At 60.8% G+C, this 26413-nt stretch carries 22 protein-coding genes; 11 read left to right on the forward strand and 11 right to left on the reverse strand.

The window, feature by feature from the left end; all coding sequences use genetic code 11:
* Nucleotides 1-389 precede the first annotated feature (389 nt).
* On the forward strand, nt 390-3257 hold the full coding sequence (rapA, locus tag OKC44_RS19160; protein WP_270814587.1) for an RNA polymerase-associated protein RapA: 2868 nt from the start codon (nt 390-392) through the stop codon (nt 3255-3257).
* A gap of 109 nt (nt 3258-3366) precedes the next feature.
* Nucleotides 3367-4023, forward strand: coding sequence for a bifunctional tRNA pseudouridine(32) synthase/23S rRNA pseudouridine(746) synthase RluA (rluA, locus tag OKC44_RS19165; protein WP_270814589.1), 657 nt, complete (start codon nt 3367-3369; stop codon nt 4021-4023).
* Between the two features lie 73 nt (nt 4024-4096).
* Here the strand turns inward: rluA and OKC44_RS19170 are convergent, their stop codons facing one another.
* The 5 genes from OKC44_RS19170 to OKC44_RS19190 form a co-directional block, all read right to left on the reverse strand.
* Complete coding sequence (locus tag OKC44_RS19170; RefSeq protein WP_073348952.1) at nt 4097-4285, reverse strand: hypothetical protein; 189 nt, start codon at nt 4283-4285, stop codon at nt 4097-4099.
* 58 nt (nt 4286-4343) lie between these two features.
* Entirely contained in the window at nt 4344-6275 is a 1932-nt protein-coding gene (locus OKC44_RS19175) for a putative bifunctional diguanylate cyclase/phosphodiesterase (protein ID WP_039214446.1), read from the reverse strand.
* A 23-nt stretch (nt 6276-6298) separates the two neighbouring features.
* Nucleotides 6299-6796 carry a hypothetical protein gene (locus OKC44_RS19180; protein ID WP_016349563.1) on the reverse strand — a complete coding sequence of 166 codons (498 nt, stop codon included), beginning with the start codon at nt 6794-6796 and terminating at the stop codon, nt 6299-6301.
* 95 nt (nt 6797-6891) lie between these two features.
* On the reverse strand, nt 6892-8526 hold the full coding sequence (groL, locus tag OKC44_RS19185) for a chaperonin GroEL (protein WP_011704804.1): 1635 nt from the start codon (nt 8524-8526) through the stop codon (nt 6892-6894).
* A 41-nt stretch (nt 8527-8567) separates the two neighbouring features.
* Complete coding sequence (locus tag OKC44_RS19190) at nt 8568-8861, reverse strand: co-chaperone GroES (RefSeq protein WP_005309514.1); 294 nt, start codon at nt 8859-8861, stop codon at nt 8568-8570.
* A 182-nt stretch (nt 8862-9043) separates the two neighbouring features.
* Here OKC44_RS19190 and OKC44_RS19195 point away from each other — a divergent pair, with 182 nt between their 5' ends.
* The gene (locus tag OKC44_RS19195; RefSeq protein WP_270814591.1) at nt 9044-10444 is read left to right on the forward strand and encodes an MATE family efflux transporter; all 1401 of its coding nucleotides are present in this window, start codon (nt 9044-9046) and stop codon (nt 10442-10444) included.
* 23 nt (nt 10445-10467) lie between these two features.
* Here OKC44_RS19195 and OKC44_RS19200 read toward each other — a convergent pair whose 3' ends face one another.
* The gene (locus OKC44_RS19200) at nt 10468-10944 is read right to left on the reverse strand and encodes an FxsA family protein (protein ID WP_270814593.1); all 477 of its coding nucleotides are present in this window, start codon (nt 10942-10944) and stop codon (nt 10468-10470) included.
* Nucleotides 10945-11393: 449 nt separating this feature from the next.
* Between OKC44_RS19200 and aspA the strand changes: the two genes are divergently transcribed.
* From aspA to OKC44_RS19215, 3 genes are all read left to right on the forward strand, one after another.
* Nucleotides 11394-12836 carry an aspartate ammonia-lyase gene (aspA, locus tag OKC44_RS19205; RefSeq protein ID WP_011704801.1) on the forward strand — a complete coding sequence of 481 codons (1443 nt, stop codon included), beginning with the start codon at nt 11394-11396 and terminating at the stop codon, nt 12834-12836.
* Nucleotides 12837-12963: 127 nt separating this feature from the next.
* Complete coding sequence (locus OKC44_RS19210) at nt 12964-14283, forward strand: anaerobic C4-dicarboxylate transporter (RefSeq protein ID WP_011704800.1); 1320 nt, start codon at nt 12964-12966, stop codon at nt 14281-14283.
* A 200-nt stretch (nt 14284-14483) separates the two neighbouring features.
* Nucleotides 14484-15575, forward strand: a complete 1092-nt coding sequence (locus OKC44_RS19215) for a porin (RefSeq protein ID WP_016349559.1) — start codon at nt 14484-14486, stop codon at nt 15573-15575.
* Nucleotides 15576-15639: 64 nt separating this feature from the next.
* On the opposite strand, the gene mdtH is transcribed toward OKC44_RS19215, so the two are convergent.
* Complete coding sequence (mdtH, locus tag OKC44_RS19220) at nt 15640-16833, reverse strand: multidrug efflux MFS transporter MdtH (protein ID WP_011704798.1); 1194 nt, start codon at nt 16831-16833, stop codon at nt 15640-15642.
* 208 nt (nt 16834-17041) lie between these two features.
* On the opposite strand from mdtH, the gene OKC44_RS19225 reads away from it, so the two are divergent.
* The gene (locus OKC44_RS19225) at nt 17042-17941 is read left to right on the forward strand and encodes a LysR family transcriptional regulator (RefSeq protein WP_024946193.1); all 900 of its coding nucleotides are present in this window, start codon (nt 17042-17044) and stop codon (nt 17939-17941) included.
* 51 nt (nt 17942-17992) lie between these two features.
* Here the strand turns inward: OKC44_RS19225 and OKC44_RS19230 are convergent, their stop codons facing one another.
* Complete coding sequence (locus tag OKC44_RS19230) at nt 17993-19762, reverse strand: M4 family metallopeptidase (RefSeq protein WP_270814595.1); 1770 nt, start codon at nt 19760-19762, stop codon at nt 17993-17995.
* A 351-nt stretch (nt 19763-20113) separates the two neighbouring features.
* Here OKC44_RS19230 and OKC44_RS19235 point away from each other — a divergent pair, with 351 nt between their 5' ends.
* A complete protein-coding gene (locus OKC44_RS19235; RefSeq protein WP_270814597.1) occupies nt 20114-20668 on the forward strand; it encodes a GNAT family N-acetyltransferase in 555 nt (184 codons plus the stop codon).
* A complete protein-coding gene (gene rimJ, locus OKC44_RS19240; RefSeq protein ID WP_270814599.1) occupies nt 20668-21219 on the forward strand; it encodes a ribosomal protein S5-alanine N-acetyltransferase in 552 nt (183 codons plus the stop codon). Before OKC44_RS19235 ends, rimJ begins: the two co-directional genes overlap by 1 nt.
* Before the next feature lie 102 nt (nt 21220-21321).
* On the opposite strand, the gene OKC44_RS19245 is transcribed toward rimJ, so the two are convergent.
* From OKC44_RS19245 to OKC44_RS19255, 3 genes are all read right to left on the reverse strand, one after another.
* A complete protein-coding gene (locus tag OKC44_RS19245; protein ID WP_005309486.1) occupies nt 21322-21567 on the reverse strand; it encodes a hypothetical protein in 246 nt (81 codons plus the stop codon).
* Between the two features lie 309 nt (nt 21568-21876).
* The gene (locus OKC44_RS19250) at nt 21877-22926 is read right to left on the reverse strand and encodes an oxidoreductase (protein ID WP_270814600.1); all 1050 of its coding nucleotides are present in this window, start codon (nt 22924-22926) and stop codon (nt 21877-21879) included.
* A 108-nt stretch (nt 22927-23034) separates the two neighbouring features.
* Nucleotides 23035-24198, reverse strand: a complete 1164-nt coding sequence (locus tag OKC44_RS19255) for a multidrug effflux MFS transporter (RefSeq protein ID WP_024946189.1) — start codon at nt 24196-24198, stop codon at nt 23035-23037.
* A gap of 222 nt (nt 24199-24420) precedes the next feature.
* Here OKC44_RS19255 and OKC44_RS19260 point away from each other — a divergent pair, with 222 nt between their 5' ends.
* A complete protein-coding gene (locus tag OKC44_RS19260; protein WP_011704791.1) occupies nt 24421-25017 on the forward strand; it encodes an XTP/dITP diphosphatase in 597 nt (198 codons plus the stop codon).
* A 134-nt stretch (nt 25018-25151) separates the two neighbouring features.
* The gene (gene hemW / locus OKC44_RS19265; RefSeq protein ID WP_016349551.1) at nt 25152-26297 is read left to right on the forward strand and encodes a radical SAM family heme chaperone HemW; all 1146 of its coding nucleotides are present in this window, start codon (nt 25152-25154) and stop codon (nt 26295-26297) included.
* The last annotated feature ends 116 nt before the right edge of the window (nt 26298-26413 follow it).

Consider the following 26413-nt stretch of genomic DNA (forward strand, 5'->3'; position numbering starts at 1 on the left):
GCGGGAGTGGCATTCTACTCAACCGCCTTCTCGAGTCAAGCCTTATTTGCAAAGGCTTTTCGAGGCGACCGACCCGGTTGTTTGCGTTGCCGCTTGCCGTGTCGATGGGGCGCATTATAGGGATCTGGATCACGCTTGCAAGAGGACTTTCGAATTAAATTCGAGAAATCAGCTCAACCGTTCAACAATCACCCAGATAGATGGCTTATTCAGCAATTCTGCCTCCATATAGCGACATCCCTCTATCTTTAGCCATAGGTGAGCACGCCGGTTCGACCCACCCGATGAATGACGCCTGCCACATCTATATCCATGGTGATCGCGCTCACGCCTTCGGGTAACATAGCGCCCCTTTGCGATTCACACACTCTTGGGCTTTGGAGAGTTTAATGCCTTTTGCACTTGGCCAGCGTTGGATTAGTGATACAGAGACGGATCTGGGGTTGGGGACTGTCGTTGCTGTTGAAGGACGCATGGTTACCCTGTTGTTTCCGGCTACCGGTGAAAACCGCATGTATGCCAAAGAAGAGGCGCCGGTGACCCGGGTCAGCTTCAATGTGGGCGATCAGATAGCCAGTCACGAAGACTGGACCATGACGGTCGAAGAAGTGCAGGAGAAAGACGGCCTGCTTATATATGTCGGTGTGCGTACCGACAATGATGAGCCCGTTGCCCTCAAGGAAGTGTTTCTCAACAACTTCATCAAGTTCAACAAGCCGCAGGATCGCCTGTTCGCCGGCCAGATTGACCGGATGTCCCGCTTTACCCTGCGCTACGAGGCGTTGATCAACCAGCACCAACGTCGCCGCAACCCGACTCGTGGTCTGGCCGGTGGCCGGGTCAGCCTGATCCCGCACCAGACCTATATCGCCCATGAAGTGGGTCACCGTTACGCCCCGCGCGTACTGCTGGCCGATGAGGTGGGTCTGGGCAAGACCATCGAAGCGGGCATGATCATTCATCAGCAACTGCTCTCCGGCCGCGCTCATCGGGTGCTGATCCTGTTGCCCGAGACTTTACAGCACCAGTGGCTGGTTGAAATGCTGCGCCGCTTCAACCTGCACTTCTCCCTGTTTGACGAGGAGCGCTGCATCGAGGCGTTCGCCGATGCGGAGAATCCCTTCGAGACCGAACAGCTGGTGATCTGCAGTCTCGACTTCCTGCGCAAGAAGCGTCGTCGCTTCGAACAGGTGCTGGAAGCCGAGTGGGATCTGCTGGTTGTCGACGAAGCCCACCATCTGGAGTGGAGCGAAGAGGCGCCGAGCCGTGCCTATGAGATGGTCGAAGCGCTGGCCGAACAGGTGCCGGGCGTGCTGCTGCTGACCGCCACCCCGGATCAGCTGGGCCACCAGAGCCACTTTGCCCGTCTGCGCCTGCTCGACCCGGAGCGTTTCTACGACTACGACGCCTTCCTCGCCGAGGAGCAAGCCTACGGTCAGGTCGCCAGCGCAGCGCAAGAGCTGCTGGATGGCGAGACGCTGAGCGATGAAGCTAAAAGAATCCTTGCCAGCCAGCTGGAAGGGCTGGACTTAAGCGATGCCACCGCCCGTCAACAGGCGGTCGCCAAGCTGCTGGATCAGCATGGCACCGGCCGGGTGCTGTTTCGTAACAGCCGCGCCAATATTCAGGGCTTCCCGGAGCGCCACCTCAACGTCTACCCCATGCCGCTGCCGGAGCAGTACAAGACAGCCATCAAGGTAATGGGCATGATGGGTGGCAATGGCGGCGATCTGCAGACCCGCGCCCTGCGCTACCTCTATCCCGAGAAGATCTTCCAGCAATTCGAAGGCGACAACGCCACCTGGACCCAGTTCGACCCGCGCGTTGAATGGTTGCTGGAGCTGCTGCTCTCAGCCCGCCAGCAGAAGGTGCTGGTGATCTGCTCCGAAGCGGCCACCGCCATCGCGCTGGAAGAGGCATTGCGTACCCGTGAAGGGATCCGTGGTGCCGTGTTCCACGAAGGGATGTCCATCCTCGAGCGGGACAAGGCCTCCGCCTATTTCGCCCAACAAGAGGGAGGCGCTCAGGTATTGCTCTGCTCCGAGATCGGCTCAGAGGGTCGCAACTTCCAGTTTGCCAGCCATCTGGTGCTGTTCGATCTGCCGCTCAACCCGGATCTGCTGGAACAGCGCATCGGTCGACTGGACCGTATCGGGCAGCAGAATACCGTCGAGATCCATGTGCCCTACTTGGAGGGGACTGCCCAGCGCGCCCTGCAGCTCTGGTATCACGATGGTCTGGATGCATTCGAGCAGACCTGCCCGACTGCCCGCCCGGTATTCGAAGCGGTACGTGACGAGCTGTTCGAGCTGCTGGCCGCCAACACCGGCGATCAGGAACCCCTCGATGCCCTGCTGGTCAAGACTCGCGAACTGCACGAGCCGCTCAAGGCCCGGCTGGAACAGGGTCGCGATCGCCTGCTGGAGATCCACTCCAGCGGTGGCGCCGCCGCCCAGCAGCTGGTCGACAAACTGGCCGCCGAAGATGACGACACCGGCATGATCTCCTTCGCTCTCAAGATGTTCGACGAGATCGGCGTCAATCAGGATGACCGTGGCGAGAACGCGCTGGTGCTGACCCCGGGGGATCACATGCTGGTCTCCAGCTTCCCGGGCCTGCCGCAAGATGGCATGACCATCACCTTCGATCGCAACACCGCCCTGTCGCGAGATGACATGGCGCTGCTCTCCTGGGATCACCCCATGATGCGCGGCGGTATCGACCTGATCCTGGGCTCCGAAATTGGTGCTACCTCGGTCGCACTGCTCAAAAACAAGGCGCTGCCCATCGGCTCCATCCTGCTTGAGCTGATCTTTGTTGCCGAGTCTGCATCCCATCCCCAGCTCTATCGCTTCATGCCGCCGACCCCGATCCGTCTGCTGATGGACAAGAACGGCCAGAATCTGGGTGAAAAAGTGGCGTTTGATGCCTTCAACCGCCAGCTGACCCCGGTCAATCGCCACCTCGGCAGCAAGCTGGTCACCGCGTCCCAACCGGTGATCCACGGTCTGATTGGCAAGGGCCAGGCCATTGCCGAAGAGCTGAAAGGCGGGATTGTCGACAAGGCCCGCGCCCAGATGGCGCAGACCCTGCAACAGGATCTGGACAGGCTGGAAGCGCTCAAGGCGGTCAACCCGAACGTGCGTGACAGCGAATTGGATTATCTGCGCAATCTGCAGGCAGAATTGCACCACCTGATCGATCAGACCCAACTCAAGCTGGATGCCATCCGCTTTATCGTGGTCACCCATAACTGACGCGATACTGAAGAGACATGACCGGCTCATGCCGGATGCCATGCCCTTTATGATTGTGGTTACTCATAACTGATGGGGGCTTGCCCCCACCTTCTGATGCGAGACATTTATGTTTGAATACTCACCGCCTCTGGAACCCTGGCTCGATATCCTGTTCAAGGACAAGGACATCATGGTGGTCAACAAGCCCACTGGCCTGCTGAGCGTCCCCGGGCGCGGCCCCGAGAATGAAGACAGCGTCCTGCATCGGGTAAAGCAGCAGCATCCCAAGGCAGCGGCGGCTCATCGCCTCGACATGTCCACTACTGGCGTCATTGTCATTCCCCTCAATCCCAATTCCCATCGGGAGCTGAGTCGGCAATTTCGCGAGCGGGAGACCGAAAAGCACTACCTCGCCTGGGTGTGGGGCGAGCCGAAGGCAGCGTCGGGTCAGGTCGACCTGCCGCTCTGCGTCGACTGGCCCAACCGGCCGAAACAGAAGGTTGACCACGAGGAGGGGCGTCATGCTCTGACCCTGTGGCAGAAGCTGAAGGTGGAGAATGGCAACAGCCTGATCAAGCTGACCCCCATCACGGGTCGCTCGCACCAGCTGCGCGTCCACATGCTGGAGCTGGGACACCCGATTCTGGGTGACAACCTCTACGCCCATCCGGATGCGCTGGCGGCGGCCCCCCATCTCTACCTGCATGCGGCCAGCCTGACCATCAGCCACCCCCGCAGCGGCGAGCGGATGACCTTCGAGGCGCCAGCCCCCTTTCCGGTCTGAGCCAACATAGACATCGCGATATCGCAGACATAAAAAAGCCCCCATCGACTGGATGGGGGCTTTTTCGTTAGGGTCAGACGCGAATATCGATGTTACTTCCCAAAGAAGCGTTGGCCGATGTCGGTGCAACCGGTGCTGATTGAGCTGCTGTTTGCAGCAGTTTCAATGCAGATTCACCTTCTTGGGTCTGTTGTTTCTTGGCCAGGCTGGCCGTCATCAATGCAGAACCAAATGACGCAGATGCAGAACTAGATATATCCATGGTGTACCTCCTGCTTTAAGACTATCGGCCATCTTGGACCAAGCATGAGCCATTTTGGCTAAATTAAATACGCCTTGTCGGGTTGGCGTCGCTCCAGCCACTCCTCTTCCATCTCCAGCAAGGTTTGATAAACCTTCTCTGCCTGTTCTGGACGGCTGAACAGATAGCCCTGACCATAGAGATGAATATCAGTGAGGGTGCGCAACACGTCGAGTTGCGCCTGAGTTTCTATCCCTTCACACACCAGACTCTTGCCCAGCATGGAGCCCATCCGGCAAATATTGGCGACCAGCTCGGATGCCTCGATGGACGTATCAATCCCCTGGATGAAGGAGCGATCGATTTTCACCTTGCTGACCGGCAGCTTCTGCAGATAGCTGAGCGAGGAGTAGCCGGTGCCAAAGTCATCCAGTGCCAGCTGTACCCCCTGCTGATTGAGATCCTGCATCAGTTGCAGGGAGTTTTTCACCTCGCGCATGGTGGTGTCTTCCGTCACCTCCAGCACCAGACTGGCGGCCGGAATATGGTGGTCCATCAAGGCCTTGGCAACCAGCTTCAACAGATTGCGCTGATACATGCCGGGCGAGATATTCACGCACATCTGCAAATCAACCAAACCCAGTTGCTGCCACTGATAGAGCTGCTCGCAGGCCGTATTCAATACCCAGCTGCCCAGCTTCTCGGCCAGCTGGAACTCCTCGGCAACCTGGATCACCTCGTTGGGTGGAATGAAACCCAATTCAGGGTGACGCCAGCGCAGCAAGGCTTCCACCGCCTCGCAGCGGCCACTCTCGAGATTGACGATGGGCTGGTAATAGAGCTCGAGTGCATTGTGCTCGAGCGCCATGATCATGTCGCTTGCCAAATGCTTGCGGCGCGCCGTTTCATTGAGCAACGAGTTGTCATAGATGACGTATGGCACATGGGTCTTGCGGCTGTGAAACAAGGCCTGCTCGGCCCGGCTGAGCAGCTCCTGAGTATGCTTGCTGTCCATCGGGAAGAAGGCGATACCGATGCCCACCTCCAGGCGGAACGGGTAGTTGTCGATGATGATGTCCTGCTTGAGCGCATGCAGCAGGCGGGCCACTAGCTCCCTCACCTGGCGCAGGTCACTGCTTTCACGCTGGATCATGGCAAACTGATCGCCGCCCAGCCGGGCCACCCACTCACCGTTTTCACACAAACTGCGCATTCGCTTTGCCAGCTCCTGCAGCAGGAAATCACCGGTGTTGTAGCCGAACTTGCTGTTGATGTCGCGAAAATCGTTGATGTCCACCAGCACCAGGCCAAACGGCGTCTCCTTGGTGGCGTAGGACTCCATTTTCTCCAGCAAGGCCAACCGGTTAGAGAGCCCGGTCAGGGGATCGATCCGCGCCGCCCTGAAATGACGGCGGGCCTCGCGGATCAACAAACCGCTCAACAGCATCACTGACAGCACCAGCCCTGACACCATGAACAGCAGCGCATTGCGCAGCTGGCCAAAGCGTTTGTCATTGCCTGAATAGACGTTGATGTTCTTCTGCATCACGGAGGCGAGAGAATAGGAGAGTGGCTCCTGCAGAGGAACCAGGCGCATCAATATCTGCTGATAATCGGGTGTCCCCGCCTTCAGATTGGTGATATTGGGCTCCATCTCGCGAATGTTGCTTTCGATCAGCTGCACCAGCCGCAGAGTCTTCTGCTTGTCCTTCATGCTCTGGCGCAACTGGCCACTGAGCAGGATGGGGGTACGGCTCCACAGGATGTCGTAGCGCAGCATCAGGGTATCGTGATCGATGCCGCCATAATGGTAGATCTCGACGGAGTTGAGGAAGCGCCCCAACTCCAGTTGCAACTGCATCAGGGCCCAGGAGACGTCATAGGTATACCTCTCCATCACTCGGGTCGCATTCTGTATCTGCGCGAGGCAATAGAGGGTGCTTCCCGTGAACAACAGGATAGATAGGTAAAGAACGATGAGTAAAGGCCACGCCTTGGTCTTTGCTTTCACTCGTACTCCCGCAAGCCACTACATCAATGCTGAATATCAATGGCGTTCAATTGCCAAATCATCATGTCGGTAAACTCCGAGCGTTTCAGCTCGGGATACTGATCCAGCGGTAGGATAAACCAAAGCGGTCCCTTATTCCGTACCCGCATGGTGACCCCGTCATCTTGCCAGGCCAGAATCGGGTCGTATTGCCTGACCTTATCCCAGTTGATCCTGATCTGAAAACTGTTCAAGGCCGTCAAGGTGATCGCCTTGCCATCCGCACCGACGGCAGCCAAGACATCCGCCAGCTTGGGTCCCACATATTTGTGCGGTTTGTCGACCCAGGGATTGCTGGTCACTATCTCATGCTGCGGCAGGGCCTTGAGCATGGCGAGATCGAAGGAGACCACCCCCTCCGTCGCTTCGGCCGGCAGCACATTGCCGGTCACCTTCAAAATGACGGGCCCCTGTGGCGCCTCAAGTGCCATCACCGGCATGGCCAGAGAAAACAGTAATGGAATCAAACCCAGTACACGCATACTCACCTCTGATTAAGTCACTGACAATAGACTCAGTTTAGTCGCCATAAAAAAAACGGCCCGCAATAGCGAGCCGTTTGGTAACCAGGGCTGAATTACATCATGCCCATGCCGCCCATGCCGCCCATGTCAGGCATGGCAGGGGCATCTTTCTTCGGCAGCTCGGAGATCATGCACTCGGTGGTGATCATCAGGCCGGCGATGGAAGAGGCGAACTGCAGGGCTGAACGGGTCACCTTGGTCGGATCCAGGATACCCATGGCCAGCATGTCACCGTACTGTTCGGTGTAGGCGTTGTAACCGAAGTTACCTTCACCGTTCTTCACCGCGTTGGCGATGACGGAGGCCTCTTCACCGGCGTTGATGACGATCTGGCGCAGCGGGGCTTCCATGGCGCGCAGAGCGACCTTGATACCCACGTTCTGATCTTCGTTGTCGCCACGCAGGCCGGCCAGTTTGGCGGCCACGCGTACCAGCGCAACACCACCACCGGCAACCACACCCTCTTCTACTGCGGCGCGAGTCGCGTGCAGGGCGTCGTCAACCCGGGCTTTCTTCTCTTTCATCTCAACTTCGGTGGCAGCGCCAACCTTGATCACCGCAACACCGCCAGCCAGTTTGGCTACGCGCTCTTGCAGCTTCTCACGGTCGTAATCGGAAGAGGTCTCTTCGATCTGCTGACGGATCTGGGCCACACGGCTCTCGATCAGGGATGCATCACCCACGCCATCGATGATGGTGGTGTTCTCTTTGGTGATGACGATGCGCTTGGCACGGCCCAGGTCTTCCAGGGTCGCTTTTTCCAGCTCCATGCCCACTTCTTCGGAGATCACGGTACCACCGGTCAGGATGGCGATATCCTGCAGCATGGCTTTGCGACGGTCACCGAAGCCAGGTGCCTTGACGGCAGCGACTTTCACGATGCCACGCATGGTGTTGACCACCAGGGTCGCCAGCGCTTCGCCTTCTACGTCTTCGGCCACGATGATCAGCGGCTTGCCCGCTTTGGCTACGCCTTCCAGCACCGGCAGCATTTCACGGATGTTGGAGACTTTCTTGTCGACCAGCAGGATGAAGGGATCGTCCAGCTCAACGGCACCGGTTTCCGGCTTGTTGACGAAGTACGGGGAGAGGTAGCCACGGTCGAACTGCATGCCTTCTACCACGGCCAGCTCGTCGTCCAGACCCTGACCGTCTTCAACGGTGATGACGCCGTCACGACCTACCTTGTCCATGGCTTCGGCAATCAGCTTGCCGACTTTCTCGTCGGAGTTGGCGGAGATGGTGCCGACCTGAGCGATGGCATTGTTGTCGGCACACGGCTGGGACAGCGCTTGCAGCTCGGCAACGGCGGCTACTACGGCCTTGTCGATACCACGCTTCAGATCCATCGGGTTCATGCCGGCGGCAACGGCCTTCAGGCCTTCGTTGACGATGGCTTGAGCCAGTACGGTAGCGGTAGTGGTACCGTCACCGGCGGCGTCATTGGCCTTGGAAGCAACTTCCTTGACCATCTGGGCGCCCATGTTCATGAACTTGTCTTCCAGCTCGATTTCGCGTGCAACGGAGACACCGTCCTTGGTGATGGTCGGTGCGCCGAAGGACTTGTCCAGTACCACGTTGCGGCCTTTCGGGCCCAGGGTTACCTTGACGGCATCGGCCAGGATGTTTACGCCTTCCAGCATCTTGCTGCGTGCTTCGTTGCCAAACTTGACTTCTTTAGCTGCCATTTCTTCAATCCTTCAATCAATTCGCAGGGGGAAAGGGTGGATTACTCTTCGACAATCGCCAGGATGTCGGTTTCAGACAGGATCAGTACGTCCTGACCATCCAGCTTCTCGGTCTTCACACCGTAGCCTTCGTTGAAGATCACCTTGTCACCAACCTTGACGGCGAGGGCTTTGACATCGCCATTATCCAGAATTCGGCCAGTCCCCACGGCAAGAACTTCACCACGGGTGGACTTCTGGGCCGCAGTACCAGTCAAGACAATGCCGCCAGCGGATTTGGCTTCAGCTTCGATGCGCTTGATGATGACGCGGTCGTGCAGTGGACGAATTTTCATCGATAACTCTCCCAAAATGAGTCTCTGTGTTGCTTTGAGGAATGGCCATTCCTGGCCAAATTAGATATGTCTCCGATGTGGGGCACGTTTGTTAACCCTTCAAGGGCAAATACAAAAAAAATATTTTCACGTACTATGAACGTCTTCGATGGATCTCCCGAAGTCCCGGTCAGGAAACCGGTTTGTGCTGCCCGCAGCCAGAACTCCGCCAGACGTACAGAGACGAGCCCGTGACCCGACCCAATCCCCTGCTGACTGCCCCCATGACGTCCGTATTGCTGCGCATGACGGGCCCGATGATCCTCGGTATCGTCGCTATTCTCGCCTTCAACCTGGTCGACACCTTCTTCATCGGCATGCTGGGTACCCAGGCGCTGGCCGCCATCAGCTTCACCTTTCCGGTGACCTTCGTGGTCACCTCGCTGGCGATGGGACTGGGAGCCGGTCTCTCTGCGGTGATGGGTCATGCGCTCGGCCAGGGCAAGCATGATGAAGCCGCCCGCATCACCACCGACAACCTGTTTCTGGCCGTGCTGCTGGTCGCCCTCATCGCACTGGCGGGCGCGCTGACCATACACCCGCTGTTCCGGTTGCTCGGCGCCAGCGATGAGCTGATCGCCCTCATCTACGACTACATGCTGATCTGGTATCTGACCGTCCCCATGCTGGTGCTGCCCATGGTGGGCAATGCCGCCATCCGGGCCACCGGCGATACCAAGACCCCCAGCCTGGTGATGACGGTGGCCGGGCTGGTCAATGGGGTGCTGGATCCCCTGCTCATCTTCGGCATAGGCCCCTTCCCCGCATGGGGGATCCGCGGCGCCGCCATCGCCACCTCCCTCTCCTGGCTGATGGCCATGCTGGTCAGCCTCTATATATTGCGCCACCGGGAAGGACTGCTGTGCTGGCGCCTCTCCCCTCGTCCGCAGTTGCTGGCCCACTGGCGTGCCCTGCTGCACGTGGCGGTGCCCGCCTCCTTCACCAACATGCTCAACCCGCTGGCCAACGCCGTGCTGATGACCATCTTCGCCGGGCTGGGGACGGAAGTGGTGGCCGCCTACGGCGCCGCATCGAGAGTGGAAGCCCTGTTGCTTATCGTGATGATGGCGCTCTCCTCCGTGCTGGCGCCCTTCATCTCGCAGAACTGCGGGGCGGGCAACCCGGCCCGCGCAAAGGCGGCGCTGCAGTTTTGCATGCGCTTTGCCCTGCTGTTCCAGCTGGCGGTATACGCACTAACCTGGCTGCTGGCCCCCTTCATCGCCGAGCTGTTCAGCAGTCATCCGCAGGTGGTGCGCCTCATCGTGCTCTATCTGCACCTGGTACCCATCGGCTACGGCTTTCAGGGCATGGTGATGCTGCTCGCATCCGCCTTGAATGGCGTGAGGGCTTCCAGCGTCTCCTTCCTGTTCAACGGGTTGCGGCTGTTTGTCTTCTTGCTGCCAGGGGCCTGGCTGGGGGCGAAACTGGGAGGGGAGCAGGGGATCTATCTGGGAATTCTCGTGGCCAATCTGGCGGCGGGCACCCTGGCCTGGTGGTATGCCCGCCACCGCTTCGAGCAGTTGTGCCATCAGGGCAGGCCCTGATGGCAGGAAAGTAAGCGCAGCAGTTACTCCTTGCGCTCGAACTCCCCTTCAATGGTGGTGCCGCTGCGCGGAGCCTGGCCCGGCTGGTCATTGCCCGGCACCTCGTCAAACGGCTGCTGACGAGCCTGAAAACCGCTCATCTGCATCTTGAACTGGTTACTGCCGATCAGCTTGTCGGCCAGCTTGTTGCGCAGCCAGGGCTGCAGCAACAGGATGCCGAAGAAGTCGGTCACGAAACCCGGGATGATCAGCAGCAGACCGGCCAGCGCCAGCATCATGCCCCCCATCACCTCACGTCCCGGCATCTCCCCCTGCTGCATCTTCTGCTGCGCGTTGAACAGGGTCTTGATCCCTTCGCTGCGCACCAGCGAGGAGCCCAGCACCGCCGTCAGAATGAGCAAGCCGACGGTCGGCAAGGCACCGATCACGGAGCCGACTTCGATCATCACGGTGAGCTCAAGCACCACCAGACCGACCAACAATAGAAACAACTTGCCCATAACAACCTCAGTGCGGATGAATGTGAATGAACCGCTGGCGAAGTGCGACAACCGTTGATGCCGTTGCCAACCCGCCATGGTATCGGTTCCTGTTGATTAAAATGGGGGGTGACGCGCATTTTTCAAGTCCACAGGGTGACGAGGCGCCGGATCCACAGAAAAACCGGCTTGCCAGACTGTGATTGAAGTCATTGTTCTGTCAAAGTAAATCGGTTGATTGCAATATCTGTTTAATGACCACAAGTTATTTGAGGTTGTCTCAAATTTAGTGATCCAGGTCTAATATCAGATACCTCAATTGGGGTAATATCGACGCCAGTAATTAAGGGAGCAAAAAAGCCCCCAACCGCCCCACTCGATGTGTGGTGCTTCAGGATGAACCGTGCGTAAGGAACTCGCGACCACTCGGTGAGGATCGTTTCCATTTATCTGATTTCTGAGGCATTACAATGAGCGACATCAAGAACGTCCGCATTGAAGAAGACCTGCTGGGCACCAAAGAAGTTTCCAACGATCTCTACTACGGTGTGCATACCCTGCGCGCCGTTGAGAACTTCAAGATCAGCACTCAGAAGATTTCTGACGTTCCGGAATTCGTCCGCGGCATGGTACTGACCAAGAAGGCCGCCGCCCTGGCGAACGGCGAACTGGGTACCATCCGTCCTGAAATTGCTGACAAGATCGTAGAAGCCTGCGACCTGATGCTGAACACCGGCAAATGCTTCGACCAGTTCCCGGTCGACGTTTACCAGGGTGGTGCCGGCACCTCCGTCAACATGAACACCAACGAAGTACTGGCCAACATCGCCCTCGAAATCATGGGCCTGGCCAAGGGCCGCTACGACGTCATCAACCCCAATGACCACGTCAACAAGTGTCAGTCCACCAACGATGCCTACCCCACCGGTTTCCGCGTGGCCGTGGTCAACAGCACCGACACCACCCTGCACGCGCTGGAAGCACTGATCGCCGCCTTCGATGCCAAGGCCGCCGAGTTCAAGGGCATCCTGAAGATGGGTCGTACCCAGCTGCAAGATGCGGTGCCGATGACCCTGGGTCAGGAGTTCCATGCCTTCGCCGTCACCCTGCGCGAAGAGATCAAGTCCATCAAGCGTTGTCAGGAGCTGCTGCTGGAAGTGAACCTGGGCGCCACCGCCATCGGTACCGGCCTGAACACCCCGCCCGAGTACTCCGCCCTGGCCATCAAGCGCCTGGCCGAGATCACCGGTCGTGCCTATGTTCCGGCGGAAGATCTGATCGAAGCGACCTCCGACTGCGGCGCCTACGTGATGCTGCACGGCGCCATCAAGCGCATGGCGATGAAGCTCTCCAAGATCTGTAACGACCTGCGTCTGCTCTCCTCCGGCCCGCGCACTGCACTCAAAGAGATCAACCTGCCGGAAATGCAGGCTGGCTCCTCCATCATGCCGGCCAAGGTCAACCCGGTCATTCCGGAAGTGGTCAACCAGTCCTGCTTCAAGGTCTTTGGCAACGACGTCACCATCACCTTCGCCGCCGAAGCCGGTCAGCTGCAGCTGAACGTCATGGAGCCGGTGATCGGTCAGGCGATGTTCGAATCCCTGAGCCTGATGGAAAAAGCCTGCATCTCCCTGCGCGAGAAGTGCGTGGAAGGCATCACCGCCAACCCGGAAATCTGCATGAACCACGTGCTGAACTCCATCGGCATCGTGACCTACCTGAACCCCTTCATCGGCCACCACGAAGGCGACATCGTCGGCAAGATCTGTGCCCAGACCGGCAAGAACGTCCGTGAAGTCGTGCTGGAGCGCGGCCTGCTGACCGCCGAGCAGCTGGATGAAATTCTCTCCATCGAGAACCTGATGAACCCGCAATACAAAGCCAAGCGTTATACCCGCGAAGCCACCGTATAAGCGAGCAAATGGGCCGGGCTTATCCCGGCCCATAAAGTCAGTTCCCGATAGGTCTTGCCCAGCCCCATCGGGAATTGGCTTTTCTGCCAAATAAAACCTAAAAAAACTGGAAAATGGAGTGTTCGCTATGATTGGAATCGAGTTACTTGTCGTGCTCGCCGCTATCTATCTGGGGGCCCGGATAGGCAGCATCGGCATCGGCTTTGCCGGTGGTTTGGGGGTACTGGTACTGACCTGGGGTCTGGGGATGCCAATTCCCAGCGACCAGCTGGTCACCTACATCCCCTGGGACGTGATCATGATCATCGCGTCCGTCATCTGCGCCATTGCCTGTATGCAACTGGCCGGTGGCATGGACTATCTGGTCTCCCTGGCCGAGAAAGCCCTGCGCAAGAACCCCAAATACATCACCTTCGCCGCGCCGGTCGTCACCTACCTGATGACCATGCTGGCCGGTACCGGTCACACCGCCTTCTCCACCCTGCCGGTGATCGCCGAAGTGGCCAAGGAACAGGGGATTCGTCCGTCCCGTCCGCTCTCCATCGCCGTCATCGCCTCCCAGATCGCCATCACCGCCTCGCCCATCTCCGCGGCCGTGGTTGCCTTCTCCGGCATGCTTGAGCCGTTTGGCGTGGATTACCTGACCCTGCTGGCCATCTGCATCCCCTCCACCTTCATCGCCTGCATCCTCGGCGCCTTCGTCGCCAACATGCTGGGCAAGCCGCTCGACCAGGACGAAGTCTACCTGGAGCGCAAGGCCAAAGGGCTGATCAAGCTGCGCGGCACCACCAAGCTGGAGCTCAAGCCTTACGCCAAGGTGTCGGTCTGGATCTTCATCGCCGCCATCGTGGCCGTGATGGCCTACGCCACCGCCATCTCCGGTAAAGTGGGCCTGATCGCCAACCCGCCGATCCCCCGTGATGGCGCCATCATGGGCATCATGCTGGCCGCGGCCACCATCATGACCCTGGTCTGCAAGCTGGACGCCACCCAGGTCACCAACATGCCGACCTTCAAGTCCGGCATGTCCGCCTGTATCTGCGTACTGGGCGTGGCCTGGCTGGGCAACGTCTTCGTGAAAGGCAACATGGACACCATCCAGCTGATCGCCGGCGACCTGCTGAACCAGTACTCCTGGCTGCTGGCCGTGGTGCTGTTCTTCGCCGCCATGCTGCTCTACTCACAAGGTGCCACCACCAAGGCCCTGATGCCGGCCGCTCTGGCACTGGGTGTCAGCCCGCTGACCGCCATCGCCTCCTTCGCCGCCGTGAGCGCCCTGTTCGTGCTGCCGACCTACCCGACCCTGCTGGCCGCGGTCGAAATGGATGACACCGGCTCCACCCGTATCGGCAAGGCGGTATTCAATCACCCCTTCTTCGTACCGGGTGTCGCCACCATCGCCATCGCCGTGGCGCTGGGCTTCTTCTTCGGTGGCATGATGCTCTAACCAGCATTTAATTCCACAAACACGCAAACGGCCCTGTTCGGGCCGTTTTTTATGCCTGCTTTTCAGGTCAAATCATTAATTAATCCTTGTGCGCTTCAGTTTCTATCAAGGTTCGCAGATCTACTCTGGGGTATCGGAACAGAAACCGATCAACAGGGCCGAGCACAGGTCCGACAGTGTTTACACCAGAGGAACGAACAATGAAAAAGACAGCATTGACCATGGCCATCTCCAGCGTGCTGCTGGCCGGTGGTGCGCAAGCCGCTACCGTCTACAACCAGAACGACACCAAACTCGACATCGGTGGTCGCGCTCAAGGCATGTACTACGGCACTGATGACAACGGTTCTGAAGGTGACCAGAGCTACCTGCGTCTGCACGTTGCCGGCGAAACCAAGATCGACAACGAGCTGACCGCGTTCGGCTTCGCTGAATACAACCTGCCGGTCTCCGGCTCCGACAACGACGAGCTGCGTTATGCCTACGCCGGCATCAAGCACGATCGTTTCGGTGCCTTCAGCTACGGCCGTCAGGATGGTCTGTTCACCAAAGCCGTGAACAACTACACCGACGTGCTGCCAGAGTGGGGTGGTGACGGTCTGGGCAAGGACACCGAAATATTCGGTACCGGTCGTACCAACGGCCTGGCCCAGTATATCTACACCTATCAGGGCCTGACCCTGGGTGCCCAGTTCACCGGCAACAACGATCCGCAGAATGCCGATCGCTCCAACCTGACTGGCACCAACAGCACCTGGAATCCGAAGGGTTCTGCTGAAGGCTTCGCCGTGTCCGCCAACTATGACTTCGACATGGGCCTGAGCCTGGGTACCGCCTACAACCAGGCTGGCAAGACCGACGAGCAGGCCGCCAACGCCGCCTTCGGTGGTGACCGTGACGCCAAACTGTACGGTGTCGGTGCCAAGTACGCCGTCGGCGACCTCTACCTGGCTGCCACCTACTCCCACGGTGAAGACCACATGTACGTCAGCACCTTCAACGGCTACGCCGAGAAGATGGATGGCTACGAAGCCGTCGCCCAGTACGCCTTCGGCAAGTTCAAGCCGTCCCTGGCCTACCTGCGTACCGACGTGAAGGACAACGCTCGCGGCATCGATGACACCGCCACCGAGTACGTTTCCATCGGTGCCTGGTACAACTTCACCGACAACTTCAACGCCTACGTTGATTACAAGATCAACCTGCTGGACAACGTCAACGGTACCCACACCAACTCGCTGGGCAAGAACACCGACGACGTGGTCGCCGTGGCCCTGCAGTACAACTTCTAAGTCTTCCCTGAATTGCCTACTGTATTTTTTACCGGCCGCCCAGCGGCCGGTTTTTTATTGCCCGTCAGATGTTGACCCGCGCCAGACTCGGCTCGCGGTGAAAGCAGTTCACCAGCAGCAGCAAGGTCGTCACCCCGACCGTGCCCAGCACCAGCCAGGGTAACCAGGGCTGACCCTGCAGCATGGCGTAGTCATGCAGCGCACCGCCCCCCACGTAACCCGTCATGCCCCCCAGCGCCAGCCCCAGCCGGCTGAAGCCCATGTAGCTGCCGCGTGCTCCCGGTTGTGCGAGCTTGGTCATCAGCGTCTCCCGCGCCGGTTCGGCGATGACGATCCCCAGATAGAAGCAGGCCAGCAGCATGAACACCGCAGGCAGGGTGTTGGCAAAGGCCACCAGCCCGATGCCGGTGGTCATCAGCAGCACCCCGGCCATCAGGCGGCTCTCCAGCTTGAAGTGGCGCTCGCCATAGCGCGCCAGCGGATAGAGCAGCGCCAGCGAGATGGCGGTCTCCAGGGTATACATCCAGCCCACCGCGGTGGTGGTGCCCGCCATCTGCTTGACCAGGATGGGGAAGATCAGCATCACCTGGACCCAGAGCGCATAGTAGCCGCTCAGGATCAGCACCAGCCGGCAGAACGCCTTGTCCGCCAGCACCTGGCCGAGACCGGCGCGGATCGGGGTCGGCCGCACCGAGAGCTTGTAGGCGGGCAGGATCAGCAGGTTGCACAGCGCGGCGCAGACAAACAGGCCGGCCCCCAGCAGGCAGACATATTCGAAGTCGAAGTTGAGCAGCCAGCTGCCGAGCAGGGCCCCCACCACGGCGCCGGCGCTCTCCAGCATCATCAGCAACGAGATGTAGCGCCCCCGCTGGCGGGGCCGGGTGAACTTGATCACCAGGGCGGCGCGGGGCGGATCGAACAGACAGCCTCCCAGCCCCGAGATGACGCAGGAGAGGATCAGCTCCAGCCCGCTCTGGGCATAGGCCAGGCTGGCAAACCCCGCCGCCCGCAGCAGCATGCCGCCCACGATGAGCGGCCGCGCGCCGAACTTGTCCGCCAGCGAACCGCCCAGAATGCCCAGCCCCTGCTGGGTCAGCTGGCGCAATCCCAGCGCCAGCCCCACCACCCCGGCCGCCCAGCCGAGTTGATCCACGAAGCGCAGGCTGATCATGGGCATCACCACGAAGAACCCCAGGATCACCAACAGGGAATCCAACGCCAAAAACCACCGCCCCAACCGCCTCGCCCGCTCCACCATGACTACCCGTCCCCCTGCTTTCTGATGACATTCCGATTAATTCGTCTCATCGCCCGAATGACGCCGTCACCAAACGGGCTCAAGGTGCAACAAGCCCCTGAACCGATATGGCAATATGCCAAAGCACAACGATTGATACTGCTATTCTGGAAGGACGCCAGATATAGTGGTAGCCGACAACTGGCTATATTTTATATTGGATTATGTTATGGCTATGACCCTCGACGATCTGCAATTGCTGCTGGATGTGGTCAATCGCGGCAGCTTCAGCAAGGCGGCCGCCGTGCGCGGCTGGTCACAACCCATGGTGAGCCAGCGGATCGCCGTGCTGGAACAGGATCTGGGCCAGCCCCTGTTTCGTCGCCATCGGCGCGGCGCCACCCCCACCCCGGCCTGCGAGCAGTTCCTGCCTGCCGCGAGTGCGGCACTGAGTGCGCTGGAAGGGGGTCGCCTGGCGATGCAGGGAGCGCCCGCCCTGCCGCGCATTCGGCTCGCCTGCCTGCCCTCCCTGACGACCGTGGTGTTCGGCCCCCTGCTGCTGGCACTGGTCGACGAGACCTTCGAGATCCGCTGCAACACGGATCACTCCGGCATCATCATGCAGGAGCTGCTGACCGGCGAGACCGACGTCGGCTTCATCCTCAAGTGCCCGGCCATCGCCGGCATCCAGCTCGAGTTGCTCTACCGCTCCCCCATCATAGCGGTGGCCTGCGCCACCCATCCGCTGGCCGGGCGGCAGGGCCTGACCCTGCAGGACATCGCCAACGAGCGGCTGGCCCCCCAGCAGTGGGGTACCGGCTGCGACGAGCTGATCCTGCAGTTGCGCCTGCTACGCCAGGTGGCCAGCCCGCTGCACGCCATCCAGCCCGCCAGCGCGGCGCGGGAGCTGGCGCTGGAACACGGCTTCATCACCCTGATGCCGGCGCTCGCCATCGCCCGGGATCTGGAGTTCGGCCGGCTGGTGCAGCTGGACGTGGTGGATCTGCCGCCGGATCACTGGGATGTGATGATGGCCTGGCGTAGCGGCAAACGGCCCAATCCCGCCAAGGAGCGGGTGCTGGAGGCCGCCCGCACCCTGGCCCGGCGCTGGGCGGGCAAATCCGCATAAAAAAAGCGCCGGACAAGTCCGGCGCTCTATCTCTGTTACGGTGACTCAGGCTCAGTAGCTGGCCTTGAGGGTCACCCCCGAGAAGGCGCTGTAGGCGCTCAGCTGCACGTTCCAGGTCCCCGCCTTGGGCGAATTCAGGGTGCAGGTCTCGGCGCTGCCGCTCTTGTAGGGGCGGCAGTCATAGCTGCTGCTGGTCGGCACGCTGCCGAACTTCACATACAGATCCGCATCGCCGGTACCGCCGCTGCTGGCGATCACCAGCTGGCTCTTGCCGGCCGGCACGTCGATGGTGAAGTTAAGCTTGCCACCCTTGGCGGCGGAGAGACCGCTCACCGGCACCCCGTTTTGCAGCACGCTGCCCGGCTGCGGCGTGGTGCCGCCACAGGTGGCATTGACCCCCACTGTGGTAAAGGCTGCCGCCACGTCGGTCACGCTGTAGCCCAGATCGGTGGCGGCCTTGGTCACCCCGCAGGCGCCCTGATCGAAGGTAGTGTTGGCGCCCCAGTAGAGGCGGTTGGCCAGCACGAACACTTCAAAGGCCTTGCGGGTATTCCAGCCGCTGGTGTTGGCCAGCAGGTAGAAGGCGCGGTTGTAGACACCGGAGCTGTGGTGCACGTCGATGCCATCGTAGTAGTCGCTGGCATGACCGATGGAGCTGCCGTCCCGGGTCGGATCCTCAAAGTAGCGCAGCGAGCCGTTGCCCTTGAAGATCTGGGCGCCCACCAGCCAGTCGTTGCTGCCCTTCATGAAGTTCTCGGCCGCTTCCCCCGCCATGTCGGAGAAGGCCTCGTTGATGCCGCCCGACTGACCGGAGTAGACCAGCCCGGAGTTCTGCTCGGTAAAGCCGTGGCTCACCTCGTGGGCCGCCACGTCCAGGCTCACCAGCGGATAGAAGGTGGTGGCGCCGTCACCGAAGGTCATCTGGCTGCCGTCCCAGAAGGCATTCTCGTAGTTGCGGCTGTAGTGTACCCGCATCTTCAGCTTGAAGGTCAGCGGCGCCGTGTTGTACCAGTTGCGGTACATGTCGAACACCACGTTGCCGAAGTAGTGGGCGTCGTTGAGCGGCGAGTAGGCGCCGTTGATCTCCTTGACCGTGTTCTCCGGGCAGGTGAACTGATGAATGGCGCCGCCCGTGGTGGCGTGATTCATGTTGAGGGTGTCCACGTTCGGACTGGTCATCCGGCAGTTGTCATCCACCAGCAGCGGGCCGAAGTCGGCGCCGTAGAAATATTTGCCGGTCTTGACGTTGCCACCCGGGCCGGTGGCGTCCTTGTGGTTGATCCCTTCCCAGCGCTTGAGCTCGCTGCCGTTCTGGGCATCGATCACCACGAAGGGGCGGCTCGGCTCATCGCTCGCCGCCAGCCAGGAGACCAGATAGACCAGGCGGGCCTGACCTGCCTCATCCTGCATCACGAACAGCTTGACCCGCTCGTTGCTGCCCTTGGCCCCGGCCCGCGCCTTGCTGGCGGCATCGGCCGGCGACAGGGCGGCGGTCGGACTGGCCACGTCGGCATCGATCTGGCGCAGGATCTGGCCGGAGACCTGGCTTATCTGCCCGCCGAGGGATTGCTCGGCCACCAGCACCTGGCCCCAGACCGGGATCCCGTGCCAGGTCTGCTCATAGCGCACCCGCTGCTGACCATTGGGCAGCTTGACCGCCCGCACCTGACGAAACTCGCCATCCCCTGCCAGCGCGCTTACCCCGGCAGCGCCGCTCGGCGCTCCCTGAATGCCCGCGACCTGATGCACATCCACCTGTTCTGCAGCCAGCGCTGCGCTTCCCCAGCAGGCCAATACCACGGCCAAATAGACTTTGTTCATCCGTCTTTTCCTTAAGTCGATGAAGATTACACGTCGGGTCCGTTGCCCGGCGCTCCTACACTAGTTGGCACGTTCAAGATTGCTGCCTGTCATATGTGACAGAGCAGCACAAACCCATAGCAGGATCTGCTGTTGCCCCTGTTTGGTAGCGTGAGAAGAGATCAAAATGGCGAATAACACCAAAAAAAGCCGAACAATGGCCAGGCGCTTTCTGGCCGCCGCCAATCGCCCCTCCATATGGGGATGGCGGGGCGCAAGAACAGATGGAAAACCCTTGGCGTACAAGGGGTTGATTGGCTACATTGGCGGTTTGGCGGCCCGCTTCGGGCCCTGACTGGAGGGGAGGTACGGATGTTTTCATGGCAACTGGACGACGAGCTGGCGCTGCTGTTCCTGCAGCCCGATATGGCCAGCGAGCTCTTTGCCCTGTGTCGGGAGAACCGCGACTACCTGACCCAGTGGCTGCCCTGGCCGCCCTACATTCAGCAGCCCGCCGACAGCGCCACCTTCATCCGCCACGCCATCGAGAAGTTTGCCCGCGGCGAGGGGCTGACCACCGCCATCGAGTATCAGGGAGAAGTGGTCGGCGTCATCGGCTACAACCAGATCGACCGGGCGCTGGCCAAGGTCAACATCGGCTACTGGCTGGCCGAGCGCTGGCAGGGCAACGGCATCATCACCCGCGCCTGCCAGGCCTTGATCCATCACGCCTTCGAGGAGATGGGGATGGAGAAGGTGGAGATCAGCGCCGCCACCGACAACGAGCCCAGCCGGGCCGTCTGCGAGCGCCTCGGCATGCAGCAGGAGGGGATCACCCGTCGTGCCGAGCGGCTGGCCGACCGCGTCATGGACCACGTTCACTACAGCCTGCTGCGCGATGAGTGGCTCAGGCAGAGGGATCACTGATGGCGCTGCCACACCTGTGCACGGCCCGCTGCCAGCTCACCATACTGCCCCCCGAGCGGGCCGATCTGATGCTGGATTTCTATCTGCGCAACCGCGCCCACCTCGCCCCCTGGGAGCCCAGCCGGGACGAGAACTTCTACACCCTGAGCCACTGGCACGGCCGGCTGCGCGACAGCTATGGCCAGTTCTTCAATGGCAGCGGGGTACATCTGGTGGCGCTCGATCCCCATGGTGAGCAGGTGATTGCCACCTGCAACTTCACCAACATCCTGATGGGCGCCTTCAAGGCCTGCCATCTGGGTTACGCCATCGACCAGGCCCATCAGGGACAGGGACTGATGCAGGAGATCGTCGAGGCCGGCATCGACTACCTGTTCCGGGAACACGGCCTGCACCGCATCATGGCTGGCTACATGCCGTCGAATCTGCGCAGCGGCGCCCTGCTCGAGCGGCTCGGCTTCGAGCGGGAGGGGTACGCCAAAGACTACCTGATGATCAACGGCCGCTGGGAGGATCATATCCTCACCGCGCGCCTCAACCCGGCGCTCTAGCCGGTTCCCGAGCCAGCAAGAATCCCGTCAAAGGCGGGGAACGGACATAAAAAAACGGGCCCGAAGTTGCCTTCGGGCCCGTTCTTCAGATGAGGTGCAGGCTTAGTTGGCCTTGGCATCGCTCACTGCGGCTTCCGCCTTGGTGGCTACGTCAGCGGCAGCCTTCTCAACGGTTGCAGTCGCTTCGGAAGCGGCCTTCTCTACGGTAGAGGTGGCTTCGCTAGCGGCTTTCTCAACAGTTGCAGCAACGTCGGCGGCCGGAGTAGCAGCCGGAGCGGCGGCTTCTTCTTTCTGACCACAAGCGGTCAACATCAGACCCAGGATACCGGCTACCAGTACTTTGTTCATGTGCATACCCTCAGAAAAATATGGAGAGATGGTTGGTACAACCATCACAGTGCGTCCTTTCACCCGGTGAAAAAACCATATGCCGGGAGCCAAGAGGCGCGCGAAATATATCCCCATACGCGCCCAATGAAAACGAGTATCACAATGATATTTTCTCGTTGGCTGGATGAAAAGAACTACTACAACGACAAACATTAATACAAAACACTGTAAACGGCGCAGTTTTGTACAATAAAACGCCACAGGCCCCGTGGTTGCTGGCAATAAACGGCTATTGCATTGTGCCGGCAACCACGCGCGGACTGCGCCTCAATCAGACAGGATCTGACAAGCCAGCCGCTTGCCCTCGCGGGCGCTGTCGCGGGCCAGGTCCAGCAGCGCCATCACCGCCAGTGCCTCGCTGGCCGGTACCGGGTTGTCGCCTTCCCCACGAATGGCGGCGCAGACACCGCGATAGTAAGCGCCGTAGTCCCCCGCCTCGCCGGCCACGCTCTGCTGCTGCAGCTGACCGTCGCGGATCCGGCTGAGCTGGCCGGGTTCGTTGTCCACTCCCCAGTCTGCCGCCGGCGGCCGCTTGCCGAGCTTGAGCTGCTCCTCCTGCACATCCATGCCGAACTTGATGAAGGAACCCTCGCTGCCGTGGATGACGAAACGCGGCATGGTGGCCGACACCAGGCAGCTGCCGTGCAGCACGACCCGCATCTCGCCATAGCCGAGCACCACGTGGAAGTAGTCATCCGCCAGGGCTCCGGGGCGCTGCTGGGCCAGATCCGCCTGCAGCCAGTCCGGCTGACCGAACAGCTGGAGCGACTGATCGAGGATGTGGGGGCCGAGATCGAACCAGAGGCCGGAGCCCGGACCGCCCGCCTCGCGCCAGCGCTGGCGCACCTCGGGACGATAGCGATCGAAGTGGGATTCGAACTGGGCGACCTGACCGAGGGCCCCCTCCGCCAGCAGGCGGCGTACGGTGAGAAAGTCACCGTCCCAGCGCCGGTTGTGGAAGATGCTGAGCAGCCGCTGCTGCTTCTCCGCCAGCTCAACCAGCGCCTTCGCCTCGGCCAGATCCAGGGCGAACGGCTTGTCGATCACCACGTGCTTGCCGGCCAGCAGGGCCTCACGGGCGATGGGGGCATGGGTGTCGTTGGGGGTGGCGATCACCACCAGATCGACCGACGGGTCCGCCAGCACCTCGGCCAGCGAACCGACCCGGCAACCGGGCAGATCGCTCTGCACCTTGGCGGCATCGCGGCTCACCACCCAGCCGAGGGAGAGCCCGGGCGTGCTGGTCAGAAACGGGGCGTGAAAGGTTTGGCCTGCAAAGCCGTAGCCCACCAGGGCGGCATTGATTGTGTGGCTCATCCGGTTTTCTCCACGGGTAGCTGTGTCACGGGGCGCAGGCAAACCCTTGCCTGCCAAATAGAGAAGGGGGCCCAAGGCCCCCTGAGTGTGCCCATCAGAGCACAGGATTTATTGCAAACACAAGCGCCGGCCCTGGCGGGTCATCAGCATCAGCAAAGGGGGCAGCAGCAGCCACATGTGCAGCGCCAACTGGCTGAGCGGGTCATGCATCAACACGCCGATGAAGCCCACCAGCGCACCGGAGCCGCTCATCTGGAACAGACCGAGCAGGGCGGCGGCGGTGCCGGCGCAGTGGCCGAACGGTGCCAGCGCCATGCCGGCGGCCGCGCCCAGGATCATGGCAAAGCCGATGCTGGAGAGGAACACCGGGCCCATCATGGCCAGCGGATGCTCGATGTGCATGGCCAGGGTCAAGGCGATGGCGGAGAGCAGCAGTACCAGCAGGCCGATGCGCAGGGTGCGTCTTGGCCCCACTCTGGCGATGAAACGGGGTGCCAGGAAGCAGGCCAGGATGTTAAGTGCCGCGTTGGCGGTGAACCAGTAGCTGAAGCCGCTCATGTCCAGCCCCAGCTTCACCATCAGCTGCACCGGCGCCGCGGTGACATAGGCCAGGATCACCGCCATCGCCAGCATGCACAGCGTCGCGTTGAACAGGAAGCTCGGGGAGCGCAGCACCGGGCTGTAGCGCGACCAGCTGATGAGCGGGCCGCTGCTGCTGGTCTCTTCCGGGCGGGTTTCCGGCATCCGCCACAGCAGCCAGCTACCGACGATAACCGCATAACCGGCCATGAACCAGAAGTTGGCCGACCAGCCCGCCTTGGCGGTGAGCCAGCCACCGAGCAAGGGGGCCAGCGCCGGAATAAAGCAGATGGCACCGTTCAGGTAGGAGATCATCTGACCGCTCTTCTTGGGGCCATAGCTGTCACGCACCACCGAGAAGGCGGCCACCGAGGTGGCACAGGCGCCAAAACCCTGCAGCACCCGCGCCAGCATCAGCTCACCCAGGCTCGCGGCAAAGCCGGCACCCAGGGCGCTCAGACCGTAGAGCAGCACGCCGCCCAGGGCGATGGGCTTGCGGCCGTAGCGATCGGCCAGCGGTCCCACCAGCAGTTGCCCCAGTCCCATGCTGAACAGGAACCAGGTGATGGTGCCCTGCATCAGGGTCACCTCGGCCCCCAGCTGCTCGGCCATCTGCGGAATGGCGGGCAGGTAGATGTCGATGGCCAGCGGACTGAACAGCACCAGTAGGACAAGCAAAAGAATCAATGGCATCAGTCACCTCGTGGCATGGGGAAATTAGATTGGGGCGCGAGTCTACTGGCTCACAGTAATGAATTGAAATGGTATTTAATCACTTCTGTTATTCCATTCAGGAAACATTCATTTTATCCGCATCTTGCCATGACCCCGGTGAGGGTGATCCAGGGCAATTGGCGCTTTTCCTGGGCGCCAGCCCCGCATAGAATGCGCAGATTATTTTTGCGGAGGTGCTCGATGAACAAGCTTGTCCTGGCAACAGGGAACCAGAAAAAGGTGAAGGAATTGGCCGCCATGCTGGCCGATATGAAGATCCAGGTGATCCCACAGAGCGAGTTTGCGGTCTCCGATGCCGAAGAGACCGGCACCACCTTCGTCGAGAATGCCATCATCAAGGCCCGCCACGCCGCCCGCATCACCGGCCTGCCGGCGGTTGCCGACGACTCCGGCCTGGAAGTGGATCTGCTGCACGGCCGTCCCGGCGTCTACTCCGCCCGCTTTGCCGGTGAGGGTGCCAGCGACAAGGACAACATCGACAAGCTGCTGGGTGAGCTGAAAGGCGCCCCCGAGTATCTCAAGAGCGCCCGTTTCTGGTGTGTGCTGGTCTACATGCGCCACGCCGACGATCCCACCCCCATCATCTGCCAGGCCAGCTGGGAAGGGATGATCATCGACGAACCGCGCGGTCAGCACGGCTTCGGCTATGACCCGGTGTTCTTCGTGCCCGACCACGACTGCACCTCGGCCCAGATGCCGGCCGAGCTCAAGAATCAGCTCAGCCATCGCGGTCAGGCGCTGGCCAAGCTCAAAGCGGCCCTGGCGGCGGTCAACTAAAGCGCTGTCTCCCGCCGCGTTGTCATCTACAATGGGGGCCGTCGGCCCCCGTTTCGTTCGCGGCGCCCCGGCCCGTTGTCATCGACGACAAGGGCAACCCGACCCCTGGTGATTTTTTGAATACTGGAAACCCCATGCTGCAACTGCCGCCCCTCTCCCTCTATATCCACGTGCCCTGGTGTGTCCAGAAGTGCCCCTACTGCGACTTCAACTCCCACGCCCAGAAGGGAGAGCTGCCCCACCTCGAATACGTGGCCGCCCTGCTGGAGGATCTGGATCAGGATCTGCACTGGGCCCAGGGGCGCCCCCTCTCCTCCATCTTTATCGGTGGCGGTACGCCGAGTCTGCTCTCCGTGGAGGCCATGCAGGCGCTGCTGGACGGGGTGCGTGCGCGCATCGAACTCACCGCGGACTGCGAGATCACCATGGAGGCCAACCCGGGCACGGTGGAGGCGGACAAGTTCGCCGGCTTCCAGCGGGCCGGTATCAACCGCATCTCCATCGGGGTGCAGAGTTTCCAGCAGGAGAAGCTGACCCGGCTCGGCCGCATTCACGGCCCGGAAGAGGCGCGCAAGGCCGCCGCACTGGCTCACGCCATCAAACTGCCCACCTTCAACCTGGATCTGATGCACGGCCTGCCGGATCAGAGCCTGGCGGACGCACTCTCGGATCTGCAGCAGGCCATCGACTGCGCGCCGCCGCACCTCTCCTGGTATCAGCTCACCATAGAGCCGAACACGGCGTTTGCATCCAAGCCGCCCACCCTGCCGGAGGATGATACCCTGTGGGACATCTACGAGCAGGGCCACGCCATGCTCACCGCCCACGGCTATCAGCAGTACGAGATCTCGGCCTATGCCAAGGCGGGCTACCAGTGTCGCCACAACCTCAACTACTGGCGCTTCGGCGACTATCTGGGGATCGGCTGCGGCGCCCACGGCAAGGTGACGGATCTTGCCAACCAGCAGATCCTGCGCACCGCCAAGGTGAAGCATCCGAAAGGGTATCTGGATCCGAGCCGCCCCTATCTGGACGAACAGTGGCAAGTGAGTGCGGACGATCTGCCGCTCGAGTACTTCATGAACCGGTTCAGGTTGTTTGAACCGGCCCCCAAGGCGGAGTTCGAGGCCTATACCGGGCTGCCGCTGGAGCGGGTAGAGACCATGCTGACCATCGCCCAGAGCAAGGAGCTGATCGAGGATCTCGGCGACAGCTGGCAGCTCACCCCCCTCGGCCATCGCTATCTCAACGTGCTGCTCGAGCTCTTTATGGACGAGTGAGCACGGATTCACTCTCTTGTGGCAAGAGAGTGAATCAGCACCAACGAATAGAGAAACAATCAGGGCGCCATTGGCGCCCTGATTGTGTTAGCTGATGCCTTGCGGCAGGAACCCGC

The organism is Aeromonas sp. S41-2, from assembly GCF_027705845.1.
Taxonomy (GTDB): domain Bacteria; phylum Pseudomonadota; class Gammaproteobacteria; order Enterobacterales; family Aeromonadaceae; genus Aeromonas; species Aeromonas hydrophila.